The following is a 23721-nucleotide window of genomic DNA, read 5'->3' on the forward strand; positions in this document are numbered from 1 at the left end:
CGCCGTGCTCCTTGTTCTTCTTGGGAGGGGGTCAGCGGCCCAGGACCAGGGCCGAGGTGAATCCCCCGTGGCCGCGCGCCAGCACCAGCGCGTGACGCAGGGGGAGTTGCCGGGGGCCTTCGGTGACGAGGTCGATCTCCAGGCCCGGGGCCGGGCGCCGGGTCCCGGCGGTCGGCGGTACGACGCCGTCGCGCAGGGCGAGCAGCGCCGTCGCCACGTCCAGCGGGGCGCCGCCGCCGTACAGCCGGCCGGTGAGGGTCTTCGGCGCGGTCACCGGGACGCCACCGGCGCCGAACAGGGACGTGATCGCCTCCGCCTCGGCGCGGTCGTCGTCCGGGACGCCGGCCGCGTCCGCGAACACCACGTCGATGTCGTCCGGCGTCAACCGGGCGTCCTTCAGGGCCTGTTGGACCACCCGGCGCAGCACCCGGGGTTTCCCCGCCGAGGGCGGCGGGTCGAAGCCGGCGGCGTGGCCGAGGACTCTGCCGTAGCCCGGCCCCGCCCCCCGCGCGCCGGCCGACTCCGCGCTCTCCAGGACGAGGATCGCGCCGCCCTCGCCGGGGACATAGCCACGGGCCTCGGCGTCGAAGGGGGCGTAGGCGCGGGCCGGGTCCTGCGAGGTCGACAGCTTGCCGGTGGAGAGCTGCGCCGTCAGGCCGTACGGGCACAGGGACGCGTCCGTGCCGCCGGTCAGCACCAGCCGGGCGCCCTTGCCGGTCAGCCGCCTCGCCTGCGCGACCGCGTCCAGACCGCCCGCCTGCTCGCAGGCCAGCACCCCGCAGGGGCCGCGCATCTGGTGCCGGATGGAGAGCTGGCCCGTCGTCGCCGCGTAGAACCACGCGATCGACTGGTACGCCCCCACCCACGACGGCTCGTGCTGGTACAGCGCCGTCATCTCCCGCTGCCCGAACTCCGTCCCGCCCGAGGAGGACGAGGTGACCACGGCCATCTCGAACTCCGGCAGCGCCCCGGGATCCACCTCGGCGTCGGCGAGCGCCTCCTCGGCCGCGGCGAGCGCGAGATGCGTCCAGTGATCGGTCTGCGAGATCAGCCTCCTCGGCCGTACCGCGCTCTCCGCGTCGAACCCCGGTACCTCCCCGGCCAGCCGTACGGGATACCCGGCCGCGTCGAACCGCTCGATCCGCCCGATCGCGGACTTCCCGGCGAGCACGGCGGCCCAGTGAGCCTCGACGCCGATACCGGTGGGGGCGGTGATCCCGATGCCGGTGATGACCGGCGGGGGCGTCACGCCCCGCCCCTTCCCGCCGCCGCTGCCTTCGTGCCCGGGCGGGCCAGCAGCATCGCCGTCTGGAAGCCGCCGAAGCCGCTGCCGACGCTCAGGACCACGTCGAGGGGGTGGTCGCGGGCCGTCAGGGGGACGTAGTCCAGGTCGCACTGGGGGTCGGAGTGGTGGAGGTTCGCCGTGGGCGGGACGACCTGACGCTGGAGGGCCAGCGCGCAGGCCGCGACCTCGATCGAGCCGATCGCGCCCAGGGAGTGGCCCACCATCGACTTGATCGAGCTGACGGGGATGTCGTAGGCGTGCGCGCCGAGGCTGCGCTTGAAGGCGGCCGTCTCGTGGCGGTCGTTCTGTTTCGTGCCCGAGCCGTGGGCGTTGACGTAGTCGACCGCCGTGGGGTCCAGTTTCGCCTGGTCCAGGGAGACGCGGATCGCCTCGGCCATCTCGCGGCCGTCCGGTTTGAGGCCGGTCATGTGGTAGCCGTTGCTGCGGCCGGCGAAGCCCACGATCTCGCCGTAGATGTGGGCGCCCCGGGCCTCGGCGGCCTCCCGTTCCTCCAGGACCAGGACCGCCGAGCCCTCCGCGAGGACGAAGCCGTCGCGGTCCCGGTCGAAGGGGCGGGAGGCGTGCGCGGGGTCCGCGTTGTTCGGGGTGGTCGCCTTGATCGCGTCGAAGCAGGCCGAGGTGATCGGCGACAGGGGCGCGTCGGTGGCGCCCGCGACGGCGACGTCCGCCGAGCCCTCCTCGATGAGCTGCGCGGCGTGCGCGATCGAGTCGAGGCCCGAGGTGCAGCCCGTCGAGATCAGCGCGACCGGCCCCTCCGCGCCCACCTCCCAGGCGACCTCGGCGGCCAGCGTGCTCGGCACCATGTAGCCGTACAGGTGCGGGACGCCGTACTCGTGGTCGACGAGCCATTTGCGGCCCCGGTCGCTGAGGACGACGTACTCCTCCTCCAGGCCCATCGTGCAGCCGACCGCGCTGCCGATGCTCACCGTCAGGCGTTCCGGCGCCAGCGCCGCGAGGTCGATGCCGCTGTCCTCGACGGCCTCCCGGGCGGAGACCACCGCGAACTGGGCGGCCCGGTCCATGCGCCGGACCTGCTGCGCGGTCAGGCCCGCGGCGGCCGGGTCGAAGTCGACCTCCGCGGCGACCTGGGAGCGGAAGGGCGCCGGGTCGAAGAGGCTGATGCGGCGGGTCGCGGTACGGCCCTCGGACAGCAGCTCCCAGAACGCCTCCCGCCCCACCCCGCCCGGGACGACCGCGCCGACGCCGGTGATGACGGCCCGTCGGCTCACGGCGTACCGCCCACGGACGGGTTCGCCTGCTCCGGGTGCTGGGCCGGCTCGGTGTCCACGTGGCCCAGCTCCGGGCGGGGGGCCAGCGGGGAGAGGTGGAAGGCGCACTTCGCGGTGGTGTCGCCGACGTTCACCAGGCGGTGGCGTACGCCGATCGGCACGAGCAGCGAGTCGCCGGGGGCGAGGTCGATCTGCTCGCCGTCCATCGCCATGCGCAGCTCGCCCTCGATGACGTGCAGGAACTCCTCCGAGTACGGGTGGTAGTGCTCGGTGACGTGGTCGCCGGGGGCCAGCGTCATCGTGCCGCCGAAGCCGGACGTGCAGCCGACGGTCTTCGGGCTGAGGGTGACCCGGATGTCGCCGCCCCGGCGGGTGTTGGGCACGGCCTCGTCGACGGAGACCTTCACGGTGCGGGTGATGGACGTGGTCACTGGATCCGCCCCCCGTCCTTCGTCCAGACGTAGAAGGGCTCGGCCATCGCGTCCTTGGGTTCCTTCCAGTCCGGGTCGTACGGCTCCACGCAGGCCGCGAGCCGTGTGTTGATGTCGTCGTAGAGGGGGTGGCTGCGGGCCCGGTACAGGTTCGGGGAGATGTCCTCGTCGGCCTCGACGAGGTGGAAGTACAGCCCGTGGAAGCGGAACAGGGTGCGCCGGGAGACGCCGATCATCCCCGGCAGGTCCGTCGCGTCGGAGTCCGCGAAGATCCCGGCGATGTCATCGGCCTTGTCCGGCTTGAGGCGGGCGACGATCAAGGTGCGGTGCACGGCGTACCTCCACAGGGACGGCGTCAGGTCGGACCGGACCGTCGCACCGGGGTCTGGAGAGCGGCTCGAAACACCGTCCATCTCCGGGGTGCAGCTCGCTTCGAGCGGCCCGCGAGGCGGCTCGGGTGCGGTACGGGGACCCGAGCGAAGGAGGCGGCCCATGCCGTTCGCGGCGATCACCTACGACATCAGGCCCGGCTGCGAGAAGGAACTCACCGAGATCTTCGGCAACTTCAGGCGCGTACGCGGCAGCAGTGTCACCGACGCCGAGGGGAGGGCGGCGGGCACGATCCTGGCCACGGCGGTCTTCCTGCGCGACGACACCCTCGTCCGGGTCATCGAGTACACCGGCGACCTCGACGCCGTCGCCCGCCACATGGCCTCGCAGCCCGGCGTCCGCGAGGTCGAACGCAAACTCAAGCCCTACCTGACCCGCCCCCGCGACACGGACACTCCGGAGGGGTTCGTCGCGACCTTCCGGCGCAGCCTGCTCACCACGGTCGCGGAGATCTCCGTACGCGACGCCTGAGCGGCGACAGGGAACGCCGCGCGCTCTGTCCCGCCGACCGGGACAGGGCACGCGGCGTCCGTCTAGAGCGCGGTCACCCCCGTAGCCGTGACCGCGAGGGCGAGGACCGCGAGGGTGGTGCGCAGGAGGTGCCAGCGGCGCCACAGGGGGCGTGGGTCCTGCCAGTCCGCGGGGAGGTCGGACGGGTCGGTGACGGCCTTGACCCGGCGGTTGATGGGGACGTTGCAGAGGTGGGAGACGGCCGAGACGCCCAGCAGGAGCAGCACGGACACCGTGAACAGGGCGCGCGCGGTGCCGGACGCCAGGGCGGCCAGCGCCCCGTTCGCCAGGGCGCTGGCGAGGACGATCACCGGCATCGTCGGGTCCCAGTTGCGGCCGAGCAGCCGGTGCGCGTACACGTACGTCCCCGTCTCCATCGCGAAGAGCGCCGGGACGACGCTCAGCGCGACCGCGAACAGCACCCCCGCCGTGATCCCGCCGCCGAGCAGCGCGGCGACACCCAGCAGGCCGGTCATGACGCCGGAGCCGCCGCGGGGTGCGTGTCGACGGTGAGCTGGGACACCGTACGCATGGTCGCGTCCCGGAAGTACTCCGCGAACCCCTGGCCGGTGCTGGTCTCGCGCTGCTCGGCGAGGTAGGGCGCGAGCTTCTCCTCCAGGACGTGCACCCCCTTCTGCGCGGCCATGTGCCGGGCGACCGCCGAGAAGTCGCCCTCGTAGTGGATGACCCGGACGAGGACGTCGTCCTTCAGGAACACGGCCGTCCCCAGCAGCCGTCCGGCCGCCTCGCCCTTCGTGCCCGTGAAGTCCGGCGTGTCGACCCGCTGGAACCCGGCGAACACCGCCGCGATCTCCTCCTCGTGCCCGGGCTTCACCCGGTAGGTGATGGCTGCGTACGGCATCAGATACCTCCGTCGACGTCGATGGTGGCGCCGGTGACGTACGAGGCCGACGCCCCGGCGAGATACAGGACCGCCCCGGCGACGTCCTCGGGCTTCCCGAGCCGGCCCAGCGCCGTCATGGCGGCGAGCCGGCCGGCGAGGGCGGGCGGCAGCCCGGCGCCGGGTTCGGTCTCCGTCACCCCGGGGGCGACGGTGTTGACGCGGATGCCCCGGCCGCCGAGCTCCTTCGCGAGGGCGCGGGTGAACCCGACGAGCGCGGCCTTCGAGGCGCTGTAGTGCACACCGAGGGGCCGGCCGCGCAGCGCCACGGACGCGCCCACGTTGACGACCGACGCGCCCTCGGGCAGCAGCCCCACCAGCGCGTGCGTGACCAGGTACGCGGACGTCGCGTTGTGGTCCAGCACCCGGCGCCACTCGTCCTCGGCGAGGTCGTCGAACTTGGCGTGTCCGTCGACACCGACGTTGTTGACGAGGACGTCGGCCCCGCCGAACTTCTCGCGCACCGTGTCCGCGAGGCGCCGGGCCCCGGCCCCGGTCGTCACATCGGCCCGCACGAGGGCGTGCTCGGCCCCCGCGCCGGCCAGCTCCGCGGCGAGCGTGCGCGCCTGCTCCCCGTCGGTGCGGTGGACGACGACGAGCCGGGCGCCGGCCCGCGCGAAGGCCAGCGTGACGGCCCGGCCGATGCCACGGGTGCCGCCCGTGACCACGACCCGGCTGTCCGCGAAGCCGGTCACCGGACCGCTCCGGCGCCCGGCGCCTCCTTGATCATGTTCAGCAGCAGCCGCGGGGTCTCGGCCTCCATCACGGCGTCGTCCGACAGCACGATGCCGTGCCGGCGCGTGATCAGGCCGGTGACCTGGAGCAGCGCCAGCGAGTCGTAGCCGAAGTCCAGGAACGGCGTGTCGAGGGCCTCCTCGGTGTCGAGGCTCGTGCCCTCCTCCGGGGCTCCGACGCATTCGAGCAGCAGCTCGCTCAGCTCGGACAGGGTGATCTCGCTCATCGGCGTACTTCCTTCCACGAGTCGGTGGGTTCGGGGATGTGACGGGGACGGGGAAGTTCAGGTGGGGAGAGGCGGACCGCGGCCGGTCTCAGCCGACCTGCGCGAGGCGGCCGGACGGCATGCCGACCTCCAGGTCGAGCAGGGACGAGCCGAGGACCGCGCGCTGGAGGTGCTCGATGCCCGGCGACGGGTCCAGGCCCAGGTTCTGGCCTAGGGCCGTGCGCAGCTGCCGGTACGTCGTCAGGGCGTCGCCCCGGCGCCCCGCCCGGTACAGGGCCACCATCAGCTGGCCGTGGATGCCCTCGTTCAGCGGGTAGCGGGCGGCGAGCCCCGACAGCTCGCCGATCAGCTCGTGGTGGCGGCCCAGCCTCAGGTCCGCCTCGATCCGCCCGTGCAGCACGCTCATGCGTGACTCCTCCAGGCGGGTCGCCTCCACGTCGAGCAGCGGACCGCGCTGTACGTCGACCAGGGCCCGGCCGTTCCACAGCGCCAGCGCCCGGCCCAGATGCGCCGAGGCCGCCGACCAGTCGCCCTGCTCCAGCGAGCGGTGCCCGGCCGAGGCCAGCACCTCGAACTCCTGCATGTCGAACAGGCCGCCCTGAGTGTCCAGCAGATAGCCGCCGGGCTCCGTGATCAGGACGCTCTTCGCGCCGTTCGGCAGGCCCGCGCACTCCTTGCCGAGAGCCGCGGCGATCAGGGTGCGCAGTTGCAGGATGTAGGTCTGGAGGGTGGTCTGCACGCTGCGCGGCGGAGCCTCCCCCCACACCTCCTCGACCAGCGAGGACACGGACACGAGTCGGTTGGCCTGGAGGGCCAGCAGGGCGAGTACCTTGCGTGGCTTGACGGCGGTCGGCGTCACCGACACACCTGACTGGGTCGCTTTGAACGGGCCGAGTACGCAGATGTCCATCCGCGGATCTCCTTCCACAACGAACACGTCAGCCGACCTGGGGCAGCGGCATCTCGGCATGCAGCGCCGCACCGACGGCAAGGGGCAACTCACGGCCGCGGACGAAGAAGTGCGCACCCGGCATCGTCCGGAAGTGGAACCGGGACGAGGTGCACCGCTCCCACGCGCGGACCTCCGAGACCCCCACCATCCGGTCGTCCCGGCCCGCGAAGGCCCACAAGGGGCACGGCAGCGGGCCGGTACGCGCCGAACGCAGACCCCGGGCGAGGCGCAGATCCGCCCGGAGGGTGGGGAGCGTGGCCCGCAGCCACTCGGGGCGCCCGAGCAGCAGCTCGGGCACACTGTCGTCGTCGGCCAGCAGACCGACCAGCTCCTCGTCGGTCACCCCCGGCAGCGCCGCCGCCTCCAGCAGACGGGACGGCAGGTGCGGGGCCGGGCAGGCGCCGACGAGGACGACCTCCGGCGGCCGGCGGCCGGCCGCGACGAGATGCAGGGCGAGCCGGTGGGCGACCAGCGCGCCGAGACTGTGACCGTAGAACGCGTACGGCACGTCCAGGAGGGGGCCGAGGTCCTCGGTGAGCTCCTCGACCAGCCTGTCCGCGTCCGTGAACGGGGGTTCCCTCAGGAGGGACTCCCGGCCCGGCAGCCGGACCGGCAGGACCGTGACACCGGCCCCGACCCGCCGGCTCCAGCCCGCGAACGTCATGGCGCCGGCCCCGGCGTGGTGGAAGCACAGCAGCCTCCTGGCCGGGCCGGCGGACAGCGCGTCCGCCGTGTGCCGGGTCGCGAGATAACGATGCACCTTCCGGATCCCCCTTCCGCACGATGCCTTCCGGCGAGACGACCCAGAGCCTCACCGCGTCCTCTGGAAACGCGCTCAACGAGCGGTGGAGCGGGGGTCGGAAGGCGGCCCACGGCCACTGCCGGATCACTGAAATCCCCAGCTCAACCAGGGTTCACCGGTTCTTCGAGGTTGACTGGACGATCACCAGCGGACTGGTGCGGAACGTCGCACGTTCGCTGGAGCGAATCGCACCGGGCGCACGCGGGGCGTGCGGAAGGGCTGCTCGCGAAGGGTGCTCTAGCCGGGCTCTAGCGGTTCTTGCTCAGGTGTCACCTGCAGGCCGCGAACGCGCACGCTGCGGTGAGACACCGACGACACCCCGGAAGGACGGTGCGCTGTGGCGCGGGAGGCGGCGAACGGGGAGACCCTGGACCCCCGTCCGGCCGGACTCCGGTGCGATCCGGGCCGGCTCGTCGCCACCCTGCGCCGGTTCGAGGTCAGCGGTGAGGGCACGCCGGAGAGCCTCGAACGGGAACTGGCGCGCAGCAGCCGGTGCCAGGAGGGCCGGCGCGGGATGCGGGGGCAGGTGACACTCCGCTCCCTGGACCGGCCCGGGAGCTATCTGCACGTCAGCTGCTGGCGGTCGTTCGGGACCCTGCTCGGCGCGATCCACGCCGCACCGTCCTGCGCCGAACTGGACCGCCTCACCCGGCTCGCCGACGTCGAACCCGGCCAGGCGGTCGGCGTCGGCCTGCTCGGCACGGCCCCCACCGTCGCCGACACCGCGCACGCGATCCTCGTCGAAGCCCTCCTCGACGGCGACGCCGCCCGCTTCGAGCTGGACTTCGGCGCCCTCGCGGGCCAGTTCATGCACGACACCGGCTTCGGCGGCGTCCTCCTCCTGCGCTCCACCACCGACCCCCGCGCCTACCTGGGCCTCCTGTGGTGGACCACGGCGGAACTCTGCGACGAGGCCCTCGGCAGCGCCCGTTTCGCCACCCGCCACCACCGCCTCCACTCCACGACCACCCGCCTGACGATCGAACGAGCCCAGGCGACGGGCCCACACCCAGCCGGCTGACACCCCCGGAACGGCACGCGGGGAAGCATGACGCTGCCCGCCCCCCCGGATGCCGCCGCCCCCTCCCACCCTGTCCCTCACCCCCGCTCCACCTTCCCCCCGCCGCCGCGCGACCGGAGTTCGAGGGGAGTCCTGCACAGTGGGCGCATGTCCGAGATTCCGCTCCTCAAGGTGGTCCGGGGGCAGCCGGACGTGGGTGAGTTGGCCGCGGTGGTCGCCGCGTTGCTGGTGCTGGCGAGAGCGGGCGGGCCGGCGGCCGAAGCGGGTCCTCGGCGGGCCGGGTGGGGCAGCGGGCGGTTCCGTCACCGCGCCGCCGCCTCCTGGACGGCTCCGTGAATCGTCGCGCCCCTGCACGGAGGGACGCGCGCAAGCTAGGGGGACGTGTTGACCAGCCACCGGAACTTCACCGAACTCATGCTGGCCAGGACGGAGCGCGCACCCGGACGGGACGCGCTGCTCCTGCTGCCGGACAACGAGGAGAGAGGGCGCCCCAAGTCGATCTCGTACCGAAGCCTGGACGCGGCCGTACGACGGCTCGCCGGCTGGCTGCAGAGCCAGCACGCGGCCGGCGAACGCGTCCTGCTCCTGCACCACTCCCGCCGCCAGTTCGCGGTCAGCTTCCTCGCCTGCCTGTACGCGGGAGCGATCGCCGTACCCTGCCCGCCCGGCGGCGGCCACGCGCACCACGAGGAACGCATCGCCGGCATCGTGAAGGACACCGCGCCCCGCGTGACCCTCACGGACGCGGCGCTGGCCCCGGAGGTCTCCCGGCTGCTGGCCCGCTGCGGCTACGGCCAGATGCCGTGCCTGCCCGCCGACGCCGTACCGACGGCCCCGCCCTGGACCCCGCCGCCCACGGCCCCGGACACGGTCGCCTACCTCCAGTACACGTCGGGTTCGACCGGCCAGCCGCACGGCGTGGTGATCACCCACGGGAACCTCCTCGCCAACCAGGAGGCGATCCGGCGGGCCCTGGACACCCGGCCCGGCGACCGGATCGGCGGCTGGCTGCCGCTCCACCACGACATGGGCCTGGTGGGCCAGCTGCTGCACCCGCTGTGGCTGGGCGGCACCTCGGTGATGCTCCCCGCGGAGACCTTCGTACGCCACCCGGTGCGCTGGCTGGAGGCCGTGCAGCGGCACCGGATCACCGTCAGCGGCGCCCCGGACTTCGCCTACGACCTGTGCCTGCGCCGCGTCACGGACGAGCAGCTCGCCGGCCTCGACCTGTCCGGCTGGCGCACGGCCGTGTCCGGCGGCGAACCCGTCCGCCCCGAGACCCTGCGGGACTTCGCCGCCCGCTTCGGCCCCGCGGGCTTCCGGGAGGAGGCGTTCGCCGCCTGCTACGGCCTCGCCGAGGCCACCCTCCTGGTCTCCGGCAGCGGCGGCAGCCTCCCGCGCCGGGAGCGGACCGTCGACGCGGAGGCTCTGGAACGCCACCTGTGGCAGGCCCCGCGGCCGGGGCACCCGGCCCGCCGCCTGCTGTCCTGCGGCCCGGCGTCCGGCTGCGAGGTCCGGATCGTCGACCCGGACACCCGCGCCGCCGTCCCCGACGGCGCGATCGGCGAGATCTGGGTCCGCGGCCCCGGCGTCGCCCGCGGCTACTGGCGCGACCTCGGCGAGACCGCCCGCGTCTTCGCCGCCGCCACCGCCGACGGCGAGGGCGGCTTCCTGCGCACCGGCGACCTCGGCACCCTCGACGACGGCCACCTCTACGTCACCGGCCGGCTCAAGGACGTCATGGTCGTCGCCGGCCGCAACCTCTACCCGCAGGACGTCGAGCGCACCGTCCAGCACGTCAACGCGCTCTTCGGCCCCGGCACCGCCTTCGCGGTCCCCGGCGAACGCGAACGCGTCGTCGTCGTCCAGGAGTTGCGCGCCCGCAGCGGCTATGCCTTCGACGACTCCGCCCTCGCCGCCCTCGCCTGCCAGGTGGAGCGCTGCCTCACCGAGGAGTTCGACGTCCGCGTCGGCGGCGTCCTGCTGGTGCGCCCCGGCACCGTACGCCGGACCACCAGCGGAAAAGTGGAGCGGTCCGCGATGCGCGAGCTCTTCCTGCGCGGCCGGATCCGCCCGCTGCACCAGCGGCTCGACACCGATCTGGTCCCGGGGCCGGCCGCACTGACCGGATGAACCAGGGCGACGGAGGGGGCGGGCATGATCCACGTACTGGGCGGCGAGCGGCACGAGCGGGAGTTCCTGGGCTGGCTGACGGAGCGGATCTCGGACTACGCGCGCCGCGAGGTCGGCCGCGACGCCCTGCTCGTGGAGTGCGGGCTCGACTCGGTGGCCCTGCTGAGCCTGTACGGCGACATCGAGGCGGAGTTCGGCTCCCTGATCGGCCCGGAGGACATGTGGATGTACCCGACGGTCCGGGAACTGGCCCGCCACCTCGCCGTACGCAGAGCACGCGGGGAGCCGCGCCCGGTGCGTACGGCGGTCCGCCCGGTGTTCGTGTTCAGCGGCCAGGGCAGCCAGCACCCCGGCATGGCGGGGGGCCTCTACCGGCACTCCACCCCCTACCGCTCCAGCCTGACCTGGGTCGACGAGGTCCTGTGGCCCTACCTGGGCCGCTCGGTGACCGAGCTGATCCTCGGCCAGGACCCCGGCATCGACCGCACCGCCCTGTCCCAGCCGGCGCTGTTCGCCGTCGAGTACGCGCTCGCCCGCACCCTCCTGGACGCCGGGGTCCGCCCGGTCGCCGTCCTCGGGCACGGGGTCGGCGAGTTCGCGGCGGCGACGGTTGCCGAGGCCCTCACGCTGGGCCACGCGGCCCGGCTCGTGGCACTGCGGGGCGCGTTCATGCAGCGCCTCCCGGACAGCGGCGGCATGCTCGCGACCTGCGCGGACCCCTACGAGGCCGCCGAGGTCGCCGCCTGGGAGCCGGGCGTGTCGATCGGCGCCGTCAACGCGGCCCGCGCGACCGTCCTGACCGGCGACCTGGAGGGCCTCACCCGGATCCGCGGCCGCCTCGCGGACGCCGGGATCTCCAGCCGCCTCCTGCCGGTCGCGCACGCCTTCCACTCGCCGTACATGGCGGACGCCGTCCCCGGCTTCACGGCGGCGGCCCGCCGCGCCCCCGGCACCCGGCCCCGCGTCCCGTTCTACTCGACCGTCTACGGCCGCCAGCTCGCGGAACCCCTGGGCGCCGCCTACTGGGCCCGCCAGATCACCTCACCCGTGCGGTTCGCGGAGGCGGTACGGCGGATGCTGGACCGGCACGCACCCACCCATGTCGTGGAGGTCGGGCCCCGGGCGGTCCTCACCCCGCTGCTGCGCCGGATCGGCGGCGCGGACGGGCCCCGGTGCCTCGCGGTGTGCCAGGGCCCGGACAGCGACGCGGTGGATCTGGCGGGGGTGCTGTCGGCACTGGACGCGGGGCCGCTCGCGGAGGACGTGTGAGCGCCCCCGGGAATCCAGCGCCCTCAGGGGATCCAGTCCGCCTCTCTGGCGATGCGGATCGCGTCGATCCGGTTGCGGGCGTTCAGCTTCGCCACGATCGCCGTCAGGTAGTTGCGGACCGTGCCCTTCGTCAGGTACAGCGCGTCGGCGATCTCCGCGGCGTCCGCTCCCCGCGCCGCCAGCCGCAGCACCTCGGCCTCGCGCGGGGACAGCGGCGACTCCACCGCCTCCCAGGCGGACAGGGCGAGCTGCGGGTCGACGACCCGCTTGCCCGCGGCCACCGCCCGCACCGAGTGGGCCAGCCGGTAGGGCGGCGCGTCCTTGAGGAGGAACCCGCAGACGTGCGCGGTCAGCGCCCGGCGCACCATGCCGGGCCGGCCGAGGCTCGTGAGGATCAGCACCCGGCACGTCGGCAGCCGCTCGTACAGCTCGGCGGCGGCGGTGATGCCGTCCGTGCCGGGCAGGTCGATGTCGACGACGGCGACGTCCGGGCGGGTGCGCAGGGCGGTCTCCACGATCAGGTCGCCGCGGTCCACCGAGGCCACCACCTGAAGGTCGGGCTCCAGCTCCAGCAGGGCGACCAGGGCTCCCCGGACCATGTGGACGTCCTCGGCGAGCAGGATCTTCACCGACAGCATTGACTCCCCCTGATCGAGCGTGTCCGCGTGCGCGGTGACGGCTACGCGATCTCCCGCACGGCAGTGGTCGCTGCCGGGGCGGTGAGCGGTCGGACGGGTACTTTGGCCACCAGCCGGAACCGGCCGTCGTCGCGGACCATGGCCGTCAGCCGGCCGCCGACCGCGTCGGCGCGGGCGCGGAGGTTGTCGAGACCGCTGCCGTGCGAGGCGGCGGTCCGGCCCTCGGTGAGCACCCCGTCGTTCACCAGGACGAGCCGTACGCTCTCCCCCTCGCGCACCGCCCTGATGTCGCAGACGCGGGCCTTGCTGTGGCGCAGGATGTTGGTGACGCCCTCGCGCAGCGCCGTCGCGAGGACCGTGTCCACGGCCGGGTGCAGCCGGCCGCAGGAGATGTCCATCGTGGTGCGGATACCGGCCGCGGCCATGACCTCCACCGCGGCCTCCGCCTCGTCCGCCAGCGACATGTCCCGGTAGCCGCTGGCCACCAGCCGCGCGTCCGCGACCGCCTGCCGGGACACCGCGAGGACCGACTCCACCTCGTCCAGGGCGCGGCCCGGCTGGACCGGCACCAGACGGTGGATCAGCTCGCACTTCAGGGTGATCGCGGAGAGGCTGTAGCCCAGCAGGTCGTGCACGTCACGGGCGATGCGTCGGCGCTCCTGGGCCACCGCGGCGCGCGCCAGCTCGGCGCGGGTCGTGTGCAGGGCGCGCACCAGGTCCGTCAGCAGGGTCAGGCCGTGCAGCACGAGGCCGGTGAGAACCGCGATCAGCGGCGCGTAGACACGGCTCACCAGCGGCAGGTCGGACAGGGCTGCGTACCCGCCGATCACGGCGACCACCAGGGCGAACAGCCCCCACGCGACGCGGCGGGGCAGCAGGAGCAGCAGCGAGGCGCCGAGGATCCCGCCCACCGGGGCCCAGGCCGGCCCGAACCACGCCAGCGGCGCGAAGGCCAGCGCGGCCTGCACGGCGAGCACCGGCACCCCGCGCCGCAGGGGCCAGGCACGGGCCCGGGGCGAGAGGAGCAGGAGCTGTACGGCGCACACGGCCGTCACACAGGCCAGGCACCCCGCGAGCTTCCCCGGGCCGGGGCCGTCCCGCAGGACGTTGAGCACCAGGACGGCGGAGTAGCCGCACAGCACGGCCACCGCGATCATCCTCGACACCCACGTCGGCGGCAGGTCCCCGCCCGGACGGATACCCCGTCCCGCGATCCCGGATAACGGGTCGGCCATGCGGTGCCCCCTCCTCTGCCCGCTTGAACTGTTCGAAATATACGTTGTCTTGGTCCTGGAGAGACTGGCTGAACCGGTATTGATTACCCGAAGCCGGGACTCGGGTTCGGAGAGTCACCACCGATCGTGGGACCGGGAAGAACGAGCCGTGCCGTCACGCACTTCGTGAAGCGATGCGGCGCGCGCGGCGTGCCCGTGACGACGGGCCGGGCGCGAGGATCTCTCCGCGCGCGATGCCGGTGACGGCTGATTCCCGACGGTTCGGTGAACCGAGTTCCGCGCCGTACGCGCCGAGCACGTCATGGCGGGACCGTGAACTTTTCATGATTGCGCTCATGCGTTGCTCACTGGGCGGCTCCCACCAGGGATGGGAGCATGCCCAGCACGCTCCGAGTGGGGGACACCCGGGTCCAGGGGATGCGACTCGAAAGGGGAGAGCACGCCATGGAGATCAAGGTTTTGGGGCCGCTCACGGCGGTCGAACAGGGCACCTCGGTGGTGCCCAGCGCGGCCAAGCCCCGGCAGATTCTGGCCCTGCTCGCGGTACAGGCCGACCATGTCGTCACCGTGCCGACACTGATGGCGGAGATCTGGGGGGAGCGGATCCCGCGCAGCGCGTCCACGACGCTCCAGACGTACATCCTCCAGCTCCGCCGCAAGATAGCCGCCGGCCTCACCGGGGACGCCCGGGGCGCGAAGGACGTCCTGGTCACCCAGTTCGGCGGCTACCTGCTGCGCCTGGAGCCCGGCCAGGTCGACGCCCAGGAGTTCGAGCGGCTCGTCGCCGAGGGCCGGCACGCCTACGACGCCGGCGACTACCGCACCGCCTCCCGCCTCCTCGGCGCCGCCCTCGCCCTCTGGCACGGCCCCGCCCTCGTCGACGTCCGCGCGGGCGGCGTCCTCGAACTGGAGGTGCTGCGCCTGGAGGAGAACCGCATGGCGGCCCTGGAACGCCGCATCGAGGCCGACCTGCGCCTCGGCCGGCACGCCGAAGTCGTCCCGGAACTACGGGTGCTGACGGCCCGGCACCCCATGAACGAGCGGTTCTGCGCCCAGTTCATGCTGGCCCTGCACCGCTCCGGCGGCGCCTGGCGGGCCCTGGAGGCGTACCAGCGGCTGCGCGGCGCCCTGGTCACCGAGCTGGGCCTCGAACCCTCCCCGTCCCTGCGGCAACTGCACCACGCGGTCCTGTCCGGCGACACGGCCCTCGACTCCCAGCCGGCCGGGGTCGACTGACCCCCACCGACCTCCACCCCGGCTTCAGCCCCCTTCAAGGCCCCCTCCCTACGGTGACGGGATGACGACCCTCGACGAACGTCTGGCCGCCGTGCCGGTGCCCGATCTGGGGCGGGCCACCGCGGAGCTGAAGCTGCTGAAGGAGGAGGTGGGCCGGGGACCCGACCCGGACGCCACGCGGCGCCAGCACGGGAAGGGGAAGCTGACCGTCCACGAGCGGCTGGAGCTGCTCTTCGATCCGGGGACGTTCACCGAGATCGAACCGCTGCGCCGGCACCGCGCCACCGGGTTCGGGCTGGAGGAGCGCAAACCGCACGGGGACGGTGTGGTGATCGGCTGGGGGGAGGTGCACGGGCGGACCGTGTTCGCGTACGCCCACGACTTCCGGGTGTTCGGCGGCGCCCTCGGGGAGGCGCACGCCGCGAAGGTCCACAAGGTGATGGACCTCGCCCTCTCGGCCGGCGCCCCCCTCGTCGGACTCAACGACGGCGCGGGCGCCCGGATCCAGGAGGGCGTCACCGCGCTCGCCGGCTACGGCGGCATCTTCCGCCGCAACACCCGCGCCTCCGGCACGATCCCGCAGATCAGCGTCATGCTCGGCCCCTGCGCGGGCGGCGCCGCCTACTCCCCGGCGCTGACCGACTTCGTGTTCATGGTCCGGGGCACGTCCCAGATGTTCATCACCGGCCCGGACGTCGTCCAGGCCGTGACGGGCGAGGAGATCACCCACGACGCCCTCGGCGGGGCGGACGTGCACGCCGCCCTGTCCGGCGTCGCGGGCTTCAGCCACGACGACGAGGCGGAGTGCCTGGAGGACGTCCGCTTCCTGCTCTCGCTGCTCCCGCAGAACAACCGCGAACTCCCCCCGGACGCCCCGGCGACCGACCCCGCGGGCCGCCGCACCGACACCCTCACCGCCCTGGTCCCCGCCGACCCCGCCCAGGCGTACGACATGCGCGCGGTGATCGAGGAGATCGTCGACGACGGCGAGTTCTTCGAGGTCCACGAAGCCTGGGCGCGCAACGTCGTGTGCGGATTCGCCCGCCTCGGCGGCCAGGTCGCCGGCATCGTCGCCAACCAGCCCGCCGCCCTCGCCGGGGTCCTCGACATCCACGGCTCGGAGAAGGCCGCCCGGCACGTCTCGATCTGCGACTCCTTCAACATCCCGCTGGTCACCCTGGTCGACGTACCCGGCTTCCTGCCCGGCGTGGACCAGGAGCACGGCGGCATCATCCGGCACGGCGCGAAGCTGCTGTACGCCTACTGCAACGCGACCGTGCCCCGGATCTCCCTGGTGCTGCGCAAGGCGTACGGCGGCGCCTACATCGTCATGGACTCGCGCTCGATCGGCGCGGACCTCTCCTTCGCCTGGCCGACGAACGAGATCGCGGTGATGGGCGCGGACGGCGCCGCGAACGTCGTCTTCCGCCGGGAGATCGCCGCCTCCGCCGACCCGGAGGCGACCCGCGCCCGCCTGGTCGAGGAGTACCGCGCCGAGCTGATGCACCCCTACTACGCCGCCGAACGCGGCCTCCTGGACGACGTGATCGACCCCGGCGACACCCGCGCCACCCTGATCCGCTCCCTGCGGATGCTGCGCGGCAAGAACGCGGTCCTCCCCGACCGCAAGCACGGCAACGTACCCCTGTGACACAGTGCCGGGATGTACGACGACATGGGAACCCCGGTCCACCTGCCCCGCCTGCCGCGCCGTGTCGTCTCCCTGGTCCCCTCCCTCACCGAGGCCCTCGCCGCCACCGGCACGCTGGTCGGCGCGACCGACTGGTGCACGCACCCGGCAGGCCTCGACGTCACCCGCGTCCGGGGCACGAAGAACCCGGACCGGGCGGCGGTCACCGCGCTCGCGCCGGACCTGGTGATCGCGAACAAGGAGGAGAACCGGGAGCTGGACGTACGGCGGCTGCGGGAGGCGGGCGTGCCGGTGTGGGTGACCGTCGTGGAGACGGTGCCCCAGGCGATCCGGTCGCTGGAGCGGCTGTTCACCGAGGCGCTGCGGGTCGGGGAACCGGAGTGGCTGGGGGAGGCGCGGGAGCTGTGGGCGGGGGAGGTGCCGCCGGTCACGGCCAGTGTGGCGGTGCCGGTCTGGCGTGATCCGTGGATGGTCGTCGGGGGGTCCACCTTCACCGGGGATCTGCTGCGGCGGGCCGGGTTCGCCAATGTGTTCGACGGGGATGCGCGGGGGCGGTATCCGGGGGTGGAGGTCTCGGAGATCCGCGCGGATGTGGTGCTGCTGCCGGACGAGCCGTACGCGTTCTCCGCGACGGACGGGCCCGAGATGTTCCCCGGCGTGGAGGTGCGGCTGGTGAGCGGACGGCTGCTGACCTGGTACGGACCGTCGCTGGTGGAGGCGCACCGGGTGTTCGCCGGGATCTGATCCACCACGCTTGCCACGAATTCACTTGGACGTCCTACTATCTATTTAGTAGGACGTCCAAGTATCTGGTCGCACGTTGCTGGAAGGCCCTCATGAGCGAACTGCACCGGCCCACGCACCCCGTCCGCCTCGTCACCGCCTCCGCCCTGTTCGACGGGCACGACGCGTCGATCAACATCATGCGGCGGATCTTCCAGTCCCAGGGCGCGGAGGTGATCCACCTCGGGCACAACCGCTCCGTGCGCGAGGTCGTGGACGCGGCGCTGGAGGAGGACGCGCACGGCGTGGCCGTCTCCTCCTACCAGGGCGGGCACGTCGAGTACTTCGAGTACCTGGTGGAGTCCCTGCGCGAACAGGGCGCGGACCACGTCCGGGTGGTCGGCGGCGGGGGCGGCGTCATCGTCCCCGAGGAGATCACCCGGCTGCGCGCCTCCGGCGTGACCATCTTCTCCCCGGAGGACGGCCAGCGGATGGGCCTCGCCGGAATGGTCAACTCGGTCGTGAAGGACTGCGACTTCGACCTCTGGGACGGCCGCCCCGCCGATGCGGACGCCGTGCTGGCCGGTGACCGCTTCGCCGTCGCACGCGCGATCACCGGAGCCGAACTCGGCAAACTGCCGCCGGAGTTCCTTTCGGCGCTGCGTGCCACGACCCGTACGGTCCCCGTCCTCGGCATCACCGGCACCGGCGGCTCCGGCAAGTCCTCGCTCACCGACGAACTGGTCCGGCGCTTCCGCGTCGACCAGCAGGACAAGCTGCGGATCGCGGTCATCGCCGTCGACCCGACCCGGCGGCGCGGCGGAGGCGCCCTGCTCGGCGACCGGATCCGGATGAACTCCCTCGACGGGAACCGGGTGTTCTTCCGCAGCCTCGCCACCCGGGGGAGCCGTGAACTGCCCGAGCACCTCGCCGACGTGATCGACGTCGTGAAGGCCGCCGGCTTCGACCTGGTGATCGTCGAGACGCCGGGCATCGGACAGGGCGACGCGGCGATCGTGCCGTTCGTCGACACCTCGCTGTACGTGATGACACCGGAGTTCGGCGCGGCCTCCCAGCTGGAGAAGATCGACATGCTCGACTTCGCCGACACGGTCGCGATCAACAAGTTCGAACGCCGGGGCGCGAAGGACGCGCTGCGGGACGTCGGCCGCCAACTCGTGCGCAACCGGGAGGCGTTCGGGCAGAAGCCCGAGGACATGCCGGTCTACGGGACTTCGGCGGCGACCTTCAACGACGACGGGGTCACCGCGCTCTACCAGCACCTGCGGGACAGGCTCGGATGGGGGGAGGGGGCGCTCCCGCAGGCGGACGTCCGGTACTCCTCCGGCATCCGGCAGGTGGTCCCGGCCGAACGCGTCCGCTACCTCGCGGAGATCACTGACACCGTCCGCGCGTATCACGCCCAGACGCTCCAACTCGCGGATGCCGCACGCCGGTTGCAGCGTCTGGAGGCCGTGGAGGAGGAGCTGGAGAGGGCGGGCTCCGACGCTGCCGGTGTGCACGCGCTCGCCCGTGCCGCCCGCCGTGATCTCCCGGCGGCCATCGCCGACCAGATCGCCGACTGGCCAACTGTCGTGGCCAGTTACTCCGGCGACGAGCAGATCGTCACCGTACGCGGCAAGGAGATCCGCACCAGGCTCACCCGCGAGTCCCTCTCCGGCAACAAGATCCCGCGCGTCGCGCTGCCTCGCTTCGTCGACCACGGGGAGCTGGTGAACTACTGGCGCCGTGAGAACCTGCCCGGCCGATTCCCGTTCACGGCAGGGGTGTTCCCCTTCAAGCGGGACGGCGAGGACCCGGCGCGGATGTTCGCGGGCGAGGGCGACCCGTTCCGCACGAACCGGCGCTTCAAGCTCCTCTCCGAGGGCCAGCCCGCGACCCGCCTGTCCACCGCGTTCGACTCGGTCACCCTCTACGGCCGCGACCCCGACGAACGCCCCGACATCTACGGCAAGGTGGGCACCTCCGGCGTCTCCGTCGCCACCCTCGACGACATGAAGGCCCTCTATGACGGCTTCGACCTGGTCGCCCCCACCACCTCCGTGTCGATGACGATCAACGGCCCCGCGCCGACGGTCCTCGCCTTCTTCCTCAACACGGTGATGGACCAGCGCACCGACGCGTTCCGCGAGGCGGAGGGCCGCGAACCGTCCCCCGAGGAGGCGGAGGGACTGCGCGCCGAGGCACTCGCGAGCGTGCGCGGCACCGTACAGGCGGACATCCTCAAGGAGGACCAGGGCCAGAACACCTGCCTGTTCTCCACGGAGTTCAGCCTGCGCATGATGGCCGACATCCAGGAGTGGTTCATCGAGCAGAAGGTCCGCAACTTCTACTCCGTCTCCATCTCCGGCTACCACATCGCCGAGGCCGGCGCGAACCCCATCAGCCAGCTCGCCTTCACCCTCGCCAACGGATTCACCTACGTCGAGGCGTACTTGGCGCGCGGTATGCACATCGACGACTTCGCCCCCAACCTCTCCTTCTTCTTCTCCAACGGCATGGACCCCGAGTACGCGGTCCTCGGCCGCGTCGCCCGCCGGATCTGGGCGGTCGCGATGAAGGAGAAGTACGGCGCGAACGAGCGCAGCCAGAAGCTGAAGTACCACGTCCAGACCTCCGGACGCTCCCTGCACGCCCAGGAGATGGACTTCAACGACATCCGCACGACCCTCCAGGCGCTGATCGCCCTCTACGACAACTGCAACAGCCTGCACACCAACGCCTACGACGAGGCCGTCACCACCCCCACCGAGGACTCGGTGCGCCGGGCGCTCGCCATCCAGCTCATCATCAACCGCGAGTGGGGCCTCGCGATGAACGAGAACCCGCTCCAAGGCTCGTACGTCATCGACGAGTTGACCGACCTCGTCGAGGAGGCGGTCCTCGCGGAGTTCGAGCGGATCAGCGAACGCGGCGGGGTGCTCGGCGCGATGGAGACCGGCTACCAGCGGGGCAGGATCCAGGACGAGTCGATGCTCTACGAGCAGCGCAAGCACGACGGCACGCTGCCGATCGTCGGCGTCAACACGTTCCGCAACCCGCACGCCGACACGGCCGCCCCCGGCCCGGTGGAGCTGGCCCGCGCGACCGAGGGGGAGAAGCGGTCGCAGCTGGAGCGGGTCGTGGAGTTCCGTACGCACCACCGGGGCGAGGCCCACAAGGCGCTGGCCGCGCTGAAGGAGGCGGCGGTGGGGGACGGGAACGTGTTCGCGGTGCTGGTGGAGGCGGCGAGGGTGTGCACGCTCCAGCAGATCACCGAGGCGTTCTTCGAGGTGGGGGGACAGTACCGGCGGAACGTCTGAGCGGGGGGCCGGGAGGGAAAGGCGAGCGAGAAAGCTTTTCACATAGCTTTCTGATTGCCTTTTAGGGTAGCTTCCTCCGTGCGGAAGCCACCCGCGCCCTCGCGTCCCCTCCACACGGAGCCCCCATGCGCGCAGTCCATGTCCCCGAGCCCGGCGACACCCCCGAGCTCGGTGAGATCCCCGCCCCCGACGTCACCCCGGGCCACGTCCTGATCCGGGTCAAGGCGGCCGGCCTCAACCCCCTCGACAACGTCATCGCCGCCGGCGTGCTGGCCGGCCGGTTCCCGTACGAGTACCCCGTGGTCCTCGGCCGGGACGCCGCCGGAGTCGTGGTGGCCGTCGGTGAGGGCGTCGGTGAAGTCGCCGTCGGCCAGGAGGTGTTCGGGCACATCCCGCTCACCGCGCCGCTCGGCGCCGGGACCCTCGCGGAGTACGCGCTGCTGCCCGCCGACACCGTCGTACCGAAGCCGCTCGGCCTGGACTTCGTGGCCGCCGCCGCGATGCCGCTCGCCTCGGCCGCCGCGTTCGCCGCCGTCGACCAGATCGACCCCCGGCCCGGCGAGGTCGTCCTCGTCAACGGCGCGACCGGGGGAGTGGGTCGGTACGTCGTCCAGCTGCTCGCGCGCAGAGGCGTACGCGTCGTCGCGACCGGCCGCCCCGAGGACGTCGAGGCGCTCGTCGCGCTCGGCGCGTGGGCCGTCGTCGACCACACGGCGGGGCCCGTCGCCCCCAGGATCCCCGGCGGGGTCGACGCGCTGGTCAACCTCGTCGGCGAGGCGGACGACATCCCGCTCGACGCCGTCCGCCTCGGCGGCCGCGTCGCCACGACCACCGGCGCCCCCACCGCCGCCGACCTCGAATCCGTCGGCCTCACCGGCTCGACGGTCTACGCCCGCCCCCTGCGCGAGATCGTCGAACCCCTCGCGGAACAGGTCGCGGACGGCACCCTCACGGCCGACGTGTACGCGGTCCTCCCCCTGGACCGGGCGACGGAGGGCCTCGCCGTCCTCGCCGCCGGAAAGGCGCGCGGCAAGATCGTCGTCACCTTCGACGACGCCGCTGCCCGAGACGGTGACCGTTGAGTGTTCAACTTCCTTGAGGGGCGGGTGAGTTGATCTCCGGACCGTTCGGTGAGCGGACGTGAAGGGTTCGTGCAGGAGAGATACAACTTTAAGTCTCAAGATTCCCTTGACGGGTCCCGCCTGTGAGGCTGTGAGGAACGGGGGTTGTCCGAGTCGGATCGAGCGACCAGGAACAGAAGTGACTCACGACCACAGGCGCCCGGGATCGGCCCCCGTGCTGCCGGCCCTCGTCCTCGCCGGCCTGCTGGCCCTCGGCTGGGCGGTGGCGGGCACCCGCCCGGCCTCGGTGGAGGCCCCGCACTCCTACCCCCAGCGGCTCTACGGCGACGGCGTCCGCGTGATCCAGCTCGACGTGGTGTGGGTGACGCGGGCGTCGGGGCGGGCCGAGCCGCCCGCCCCTGAAGGACGCTTCCCGTCCCCCTCCCCGCTGCCGGCGCCCGCGCCGCCGAGGTGAAGGCCCGTGTCACCCGGGGGAGCGGCCCGGGCTGCGGCGAGGTGAGGGCGTTGCTCTAATGACGGGGACGGTCGAGGTGATGGCGCTTGCCGCAGCCCCGGAGAGGCGACGGTGATCGTCACACTCTCAAGCAAGTATCTGTATAGTCAGATACTGTGCCGTCAGGCGGATTACTCGCCATCCCCGCGCCTCCCCAAGGAGCTCCCATGAGCACCCTCACCTTCACCGTCCTCGACCTGGACTTCCCGGCCGGCAGCAAGAACAAGACGGCGACGCTCGTCACCGGCGAGAGCGAGGCGCTGCTCGTCGACGCCGCCTTCACCCGCGCGGACGGCCACCGCCTCGCCGCCGCCGTCCTCGACTCCGGCAAGACCCTGACGACCGTCTTCGTCAGCCACGCCGACCCCGACTTCTACTTCGGCGCCGAGGTCATCGCGGACGCCTTCCCCGAAGCGCGGTTCGTCGCCACCCCGCTCGTCATCGAGCACATCCAGGACTCCTACGAGGGCAAGCTCAAGGCGTGGGCGGCCCTCGGCGCCAACCTCCCCACCCGGCTCGTCGCCCTCGAACCCCTCACCGGCGACCTCGCCCTGGAGGGCCACCGCTTCGAACTGAAGGGCGGCTCCGCGGAACTCCCCGACCGCCACTACCTCTGGCAGGCCGAGCACAAGGCGATCCTCGGCGGCGTCCTCCTCTTCCAGCGCGAGCACGTCTGGGTCGCCGACACCCCGGCCCCCGGCGACCGCGCCGCCTGGATCAAGGCGCTCGACGAGATGGCCGCGCTCACCCCCGAGCTGGTCGTCCCCGGCCACCGCCTGCCCGGCACCCCCGCCGACGCCTCCGCCATCACCGCGACCCGCGAATACCTGGTCGCCTTCGAGGAGGAACTCGCCAAGGCCCCCGACGGCGCCGCCCTCACCGCCGCCCTCGTCGCCCGCTACCCCGACAACGGCATGCTGATCGCCGCGCAGATCGGCGCGAAGGTCGCCAAGGGCGAGATGAAGTGGGGCTGACCATGACCTACGACACCCCCGCCGACGTCGTACGCCGCCAGTACCTCGCCTCCGCCGCCGGCGACCTGGCAGCCCTCCGCGCCACCCTCGCCCCCGACGTCGAGTGGACGGAGATGGCGGGCTTCCCCCTGGCCGGCACCTACCGCACGCCGGAGGGCGTCACCGCCGCCGTGATGGAGAAGCTGGGCCAGGACTGGGAAGACTGGACGGCCCACGACGACACGTACGTGGTGGACGGCGAGAACGTGGTGGTCCTGGCGCGGTACACGGCCGTGAACACGGCGACGGGCAAGCAGATCAACGTCCGGGTCGCACACCACTTCGTGGTGAGGGGCGGCCTGATCGTGAGGTTCGAACAGTTCGTGGACACGGCGCTCGTACGCGAGGCGATGACGGCGTAGCCGTCCGCTGAACGCCGCCCTGCGTGGGAAGGGCGGCGTTCGTCCTGTGAGTGTGCATTC

General features: G+C 72.7%; 25 protein-coding genes. 13 read left to right on the forward strand and 12 right to left on the reverse strand.

Annotation, left to right across the window (positions count from 1 at the left end):
- Positions 1-31 precede the first annotated feature (31 nt).
- Genes ACLZOT_RS05620 through ACLZOT_RS05635 form a run of 4 tightly spaced genes read right to left on the reverse strand, consistent with a single transcriptional unit; the run spans position 32 to position 3298 of the window.
- Positions 32-1249 (reverse strand): ketosynthase chain-length factor, encoded by a 1218-nt coding sequence (locus tag ACLZOT_RS05620; RefSeq protein ID WP_416967591.1) that lies wholly within the window; start codon positions 1247-1249, stop codon positions 32-34.
- Positions 1246-2535, reverse strand: coding sequence for a beta-ketoacyl-[acyl-carrier-protein] synthase family protein (locus ACLZOT_RS05625; protein ID WP_416967592.1), 1290 nt, complete (start codon positions 2533-2535; stop codon positions 1246-1248). The genes ACLZOT_RS05620 and ACLZOT_RS05625 overlap by 4 nt, the downstream gene beginning before the upstream one ends.
- Positions 2532-2966 (reverse strand): cupin domain-containing protein, encoded by a 435-nt coding sequence (locus tag ACLZOT_RS05630; RefSeq protein WP_416967593.1) that lies wholly within the window; start codon positions 2964-2966, stop codon positions 2532-2534. Before ACLZOT_RS05630 ends, ACLZOT_RS05625 begins: the two co-directional genes overlap by 4 nt.
- Entirely contained in the window at positions 2963-3298 is a 336-nt protein-coding gene (locus ACLZOT_RS05635) for a TcmI family type II polyketide cyclase (protein ID WP_416967594.1), read from the reverse strand. The genes ACLZOT_RS05630 and ACLZOT_RS05635 overlap by 4 nt, the downstream gene beginning before the upstream one ends.
- A 160-nt stretch (positions 3299-3458) precedes the next feature.
- On the opposite strand from ACLZOT_RS05635, the gene ACLZOT_RS05640 reads away from it, so the two are divergent.
- Positions 3459-3827 carry a SchA/CurD-like domain-containing protein gene (locus ACLZOT_RS05640; protein ID WP_416967595.1) on the forward strand — a complete coding sequence of 123 codons (369 nt, stop codon included), beginning with the start codon at positions 3459-3461 and terminating at the stop codon, positions 3825-3827.
- 62 nt (positions 3828-3889) lie between these two features.
- Here ACLZOT_RS05640 and ACLZOT_RS05645 read toward each other — a convergent pair whose 3' ends face one another.
- From ACLZOT_RS05645 to ACLZOT_RS05670, 6 genes are all read right to left on the reverse strand, one after another.
- Entirely contained in the window at positions 3890-4342 is a 453-nt protein-coding gene (locus tag ACLZOT_RS05645) for a DUF1772 domain-containing protein (protein WP_416967596.1), read from the reverse strand.
- Positions 4339-4728, reverse strand: a complete 390-nt coding sequence (locus tag ACLZOT_RS05650) for a SchA/CurD-like domain-containing protein (RefSeq protein ID WP_416967597.1) — start codon at positions 4726-4728, stop codon at positions 4339-4341. Before ACLZOT_RS05650 ends, ACLZOT_RS05645 begins: the two co-directional genes overlap by 4 nt.
- Positions 4728-5462, reverse strand: coding sequence for an SDR family NAD(P)-dependent oxidoreductase (locus ACLZOT_RS05655; protein ID WP_416967598.1), 735 nt, complete (start codon positions 5460-5462; stop codon positions 4728-4730). Before ACLZOT_RS05655 ends, ACLZOT_RS05650 begins: the two co-directional genes overlap by 1 nt.
- Positions 5459-5728 (reverse strand): acyl carrier protein, encoded by a 270-nt coding sequence (locus ACLZOT_RS05660; protein WP_416967599.1) that lies wholly within the window; start codon positions 5726-5728, stop codon positions 5459-5461. Before ACLZOT_RS05660 ends, ACLZOT_RS05655 begins: the two co-directional genes overlap by 4 nt.
- 88 nt (positions 5729-5816) lie before the next feature.
- Positions 5817-6638 (reverse strand): AfsR/SARP family transcriptional regulator, encoded by an 822-nt coding sequence (locus ACLZOT_RS05665; RefSeq protein WP_416967600.1) that lies wholly within the window; start codon positions 6636-6638, stop codon positions 5817-5819.
- 28 nt (positions 6639-6666) lie between these two features.
- On the reverse strand, positions 6667-7440 hold the full coding sequence (locus tag ACLZOT_RS05670; protein ID WP_416967601.1) for a thioesterase II family protein: 774 nt from the start codon (positions 7438-7440) through the stop codon (positions 6667-6669).
- Between the two features lie 379 nt (positions 7441-7819).
- Here ACLZOT_RS05670 and ACLZOT_RS05675 point away from each other — a divergent pair, with 379 nt between their 5' ends.
- The 4 genes from ACLZOT_RS05675 to ACLZOT_RS05690 all read left to right on the forward strand — a co-directional run bounded on the left by ACLZOT_RS05675 (position 7820) and on the right by ACLZOT_RS05690 (position 11905).
- On the forward strand, positions 7820-8503 hold the full coding sequence (locus tag ACLZOT_RS05675) for a hypothetical protein (protein ID WP_416967602.1): 684 nt from the start codon (positions 7820-7822) through the stop codon (positions 8501-8503).
- Positions 8504-8650: 147 nt separating this feature from the next.
- Positions 8651-8839: an acyl-CoA carboxylase epsilon subunit gene (locus ACLZOT_RS05680; protein WP_416967603.1), complete on the forward strand. Its 189-nt coding sequence runs from the start codon at positions 8651-8653 to the stop codon at positions 8837-8839.
- Between the two features lie 48 nt (positions 8840-8887).
- A complete protein-coding gene (locus tag ACLZOT_RS05685) occupies positions 8888-10636 on the forward strand; it encodes a fatty acyl-AMP ligase (protein ID WP_416967604.1) in 1749 nt (582 codons plus the stop codon).
- A gap of 24 nt (positions 10637-10660) precedes the next feature.
- Positions 10661-11905 (forward strand): acyltransferase domain-containing protein, encoded by a 1245-nt coding sequence (locus tag ACLZOT_RS05690; RefSeq protein WP_416967605.1) that lies wholly within the window; start codon positions 10661-10663, stop codon positions 11903-11905.
- A gap of 23 nt (positions 11906-11928) precedes the next feature.
- Here the strand turns inward: ACLZOT_RS05690 and ACLZOT_RS05695 are convergent, their stop codons facing one another.
- Together ACLZOT_RS05695 and ACLZOT_RS05700 are read right to left on the reverse strand one after the other, a co-directional pair.
- Positions 11929-12543 (reverse strand): response regulator transcription factor, encoded by a 615-nt coding sequence (locus ACLZOT_RS05695; protein ID WP_416967606.1) that lies wholly within the window; start codon positions 12541-12543, stop codon positions 11929-11931.
- Positions 12544-12584: 41 nt separating this feature from the next.
- Positions 12585-13778 (reverse strand): sensor histidine kinase, encoded by a 1194-nt coding sequence (locus ACLZOT_RS05700; RefSeq protein ID WP_416967607.1) that lies wholly within the window; start codon positions 13776-13778, stop codon positions 12585-12587.
- 444 nt (positions 13779-14222) lie between these two features.
- Here ACLZOT_RS05700 and ACLZOT_RS05705 point away from each other — a divergent pair, with 444 nt between their 5' ends.
- The 8 genes from ACLZOT_RS05705 (at position 14223) to ACLZOT_RS05740 (ending at position 23661) form a co-directional block, all read left to right on the forward strand.
- On the forward strand, positions 14223-15014 hold the full coding sequence (locus ACLZOT_RS05705) for an AfsR/SARP family transcriptional regulator (protein WP_416967608.1): 792 nt from the start codon (positions 14223-14225) through the stop codon (positions 15012-15014).
- A gap of 61 nt (positions 15015-15075) precedes the next feature.
- Positions 15076-16665, forward strand: coding sequence for an acyl-CoA carboxylase subunit beta (locus tag ACLZOT_RS05710; RefSeq protein ID WP_416967609.1), 1590 nt, complete (start codon positions 15076-15078; stop codon positions 16663-16665).
- Positions 16666-16677: 12 nt separating this feature from the next.
- On the forward strand, positions 16678-17409 hold the full coding sequence (locus ACLZOT_RS05715; protein ID WP_416967610.1) for a helical backbone metal receptor: 732 nt from the start codon (positions 16678-16680) through the stop codon (positions 17407-17409).
- Between the two features lie 92 nt (positions 17410-17501).
- The gene (icmF, locus tag ACLZOT_RS05720) at positions 17502-20711 is read left to right on the forward strand and encodes a fused isobutyryl-CoA mutase/GTPase IcmF (RefSeq protein WP_416967611.1); all 3210 of its coding nucleotides are present in this window, start codon (positions 17502-17504) and stop codon (positions 20709-20711) included.
- A gap of 125 nt (positions 20712-20836) precedes the next feature.
- Complete coding sequence (locus ACLZOT_RS05725; RefSeq protein WP_416967612.1) at positions 20837-21793, forward strand: NADP-dependent oxidoreductase; 957 nt, start codon at positions 20837-20839, stop codon at positions 21791-21793.
- A gap of 178 nt (positions 21794-21971) precedes the next feature.
- Positions 21972-22247: a hypothetical protein gene (locus tag ACLZOT_RS05730; protein ID WP_416967613.1), complete on the forward strand. Its 276-nt coding sequence runs from the start codon at positions 21972-21974 to the stop codon at positions 22245-22247.
- Positions 22248-22453: 206 nt separating this feature from the next.
- A complete protein-coding gene (locus ACLZOT_RS05735) occupies positions 22454-23260 on the forward strand; it encodes an MBL fold metallo-hydrolase (protein ID WP_416967614.1) in 807 nt (268 codons plus the stop codon).
- A complete protein-coding gene (locus ACLZOT_RS05740) occupies positions 23251-23661 on the forward strand; it encodes a nuclear transport factor 2 family protein (RefSeq protein WP_416967615.1) in 411 nt (136 codons plus the stop codon). The genes ACLZOT_RS05735 and ACLZOT_RS05740 overlap by 10 nt, the downstream gene beginning before the upstream one ends.
- The last annotated feature ends 60 nt before the right edge of the window (positions 23662-23721 follow it).

Source organism: Streptomyces sp. 4F14, assembly GCF_048159485.1.
In the GTDB taxonomy this organism is placed as follows: Bacteria; Actinomycetota; Actinomycetes; order Streptomycetales; family Streptomycetaceae; genus Streptomyces.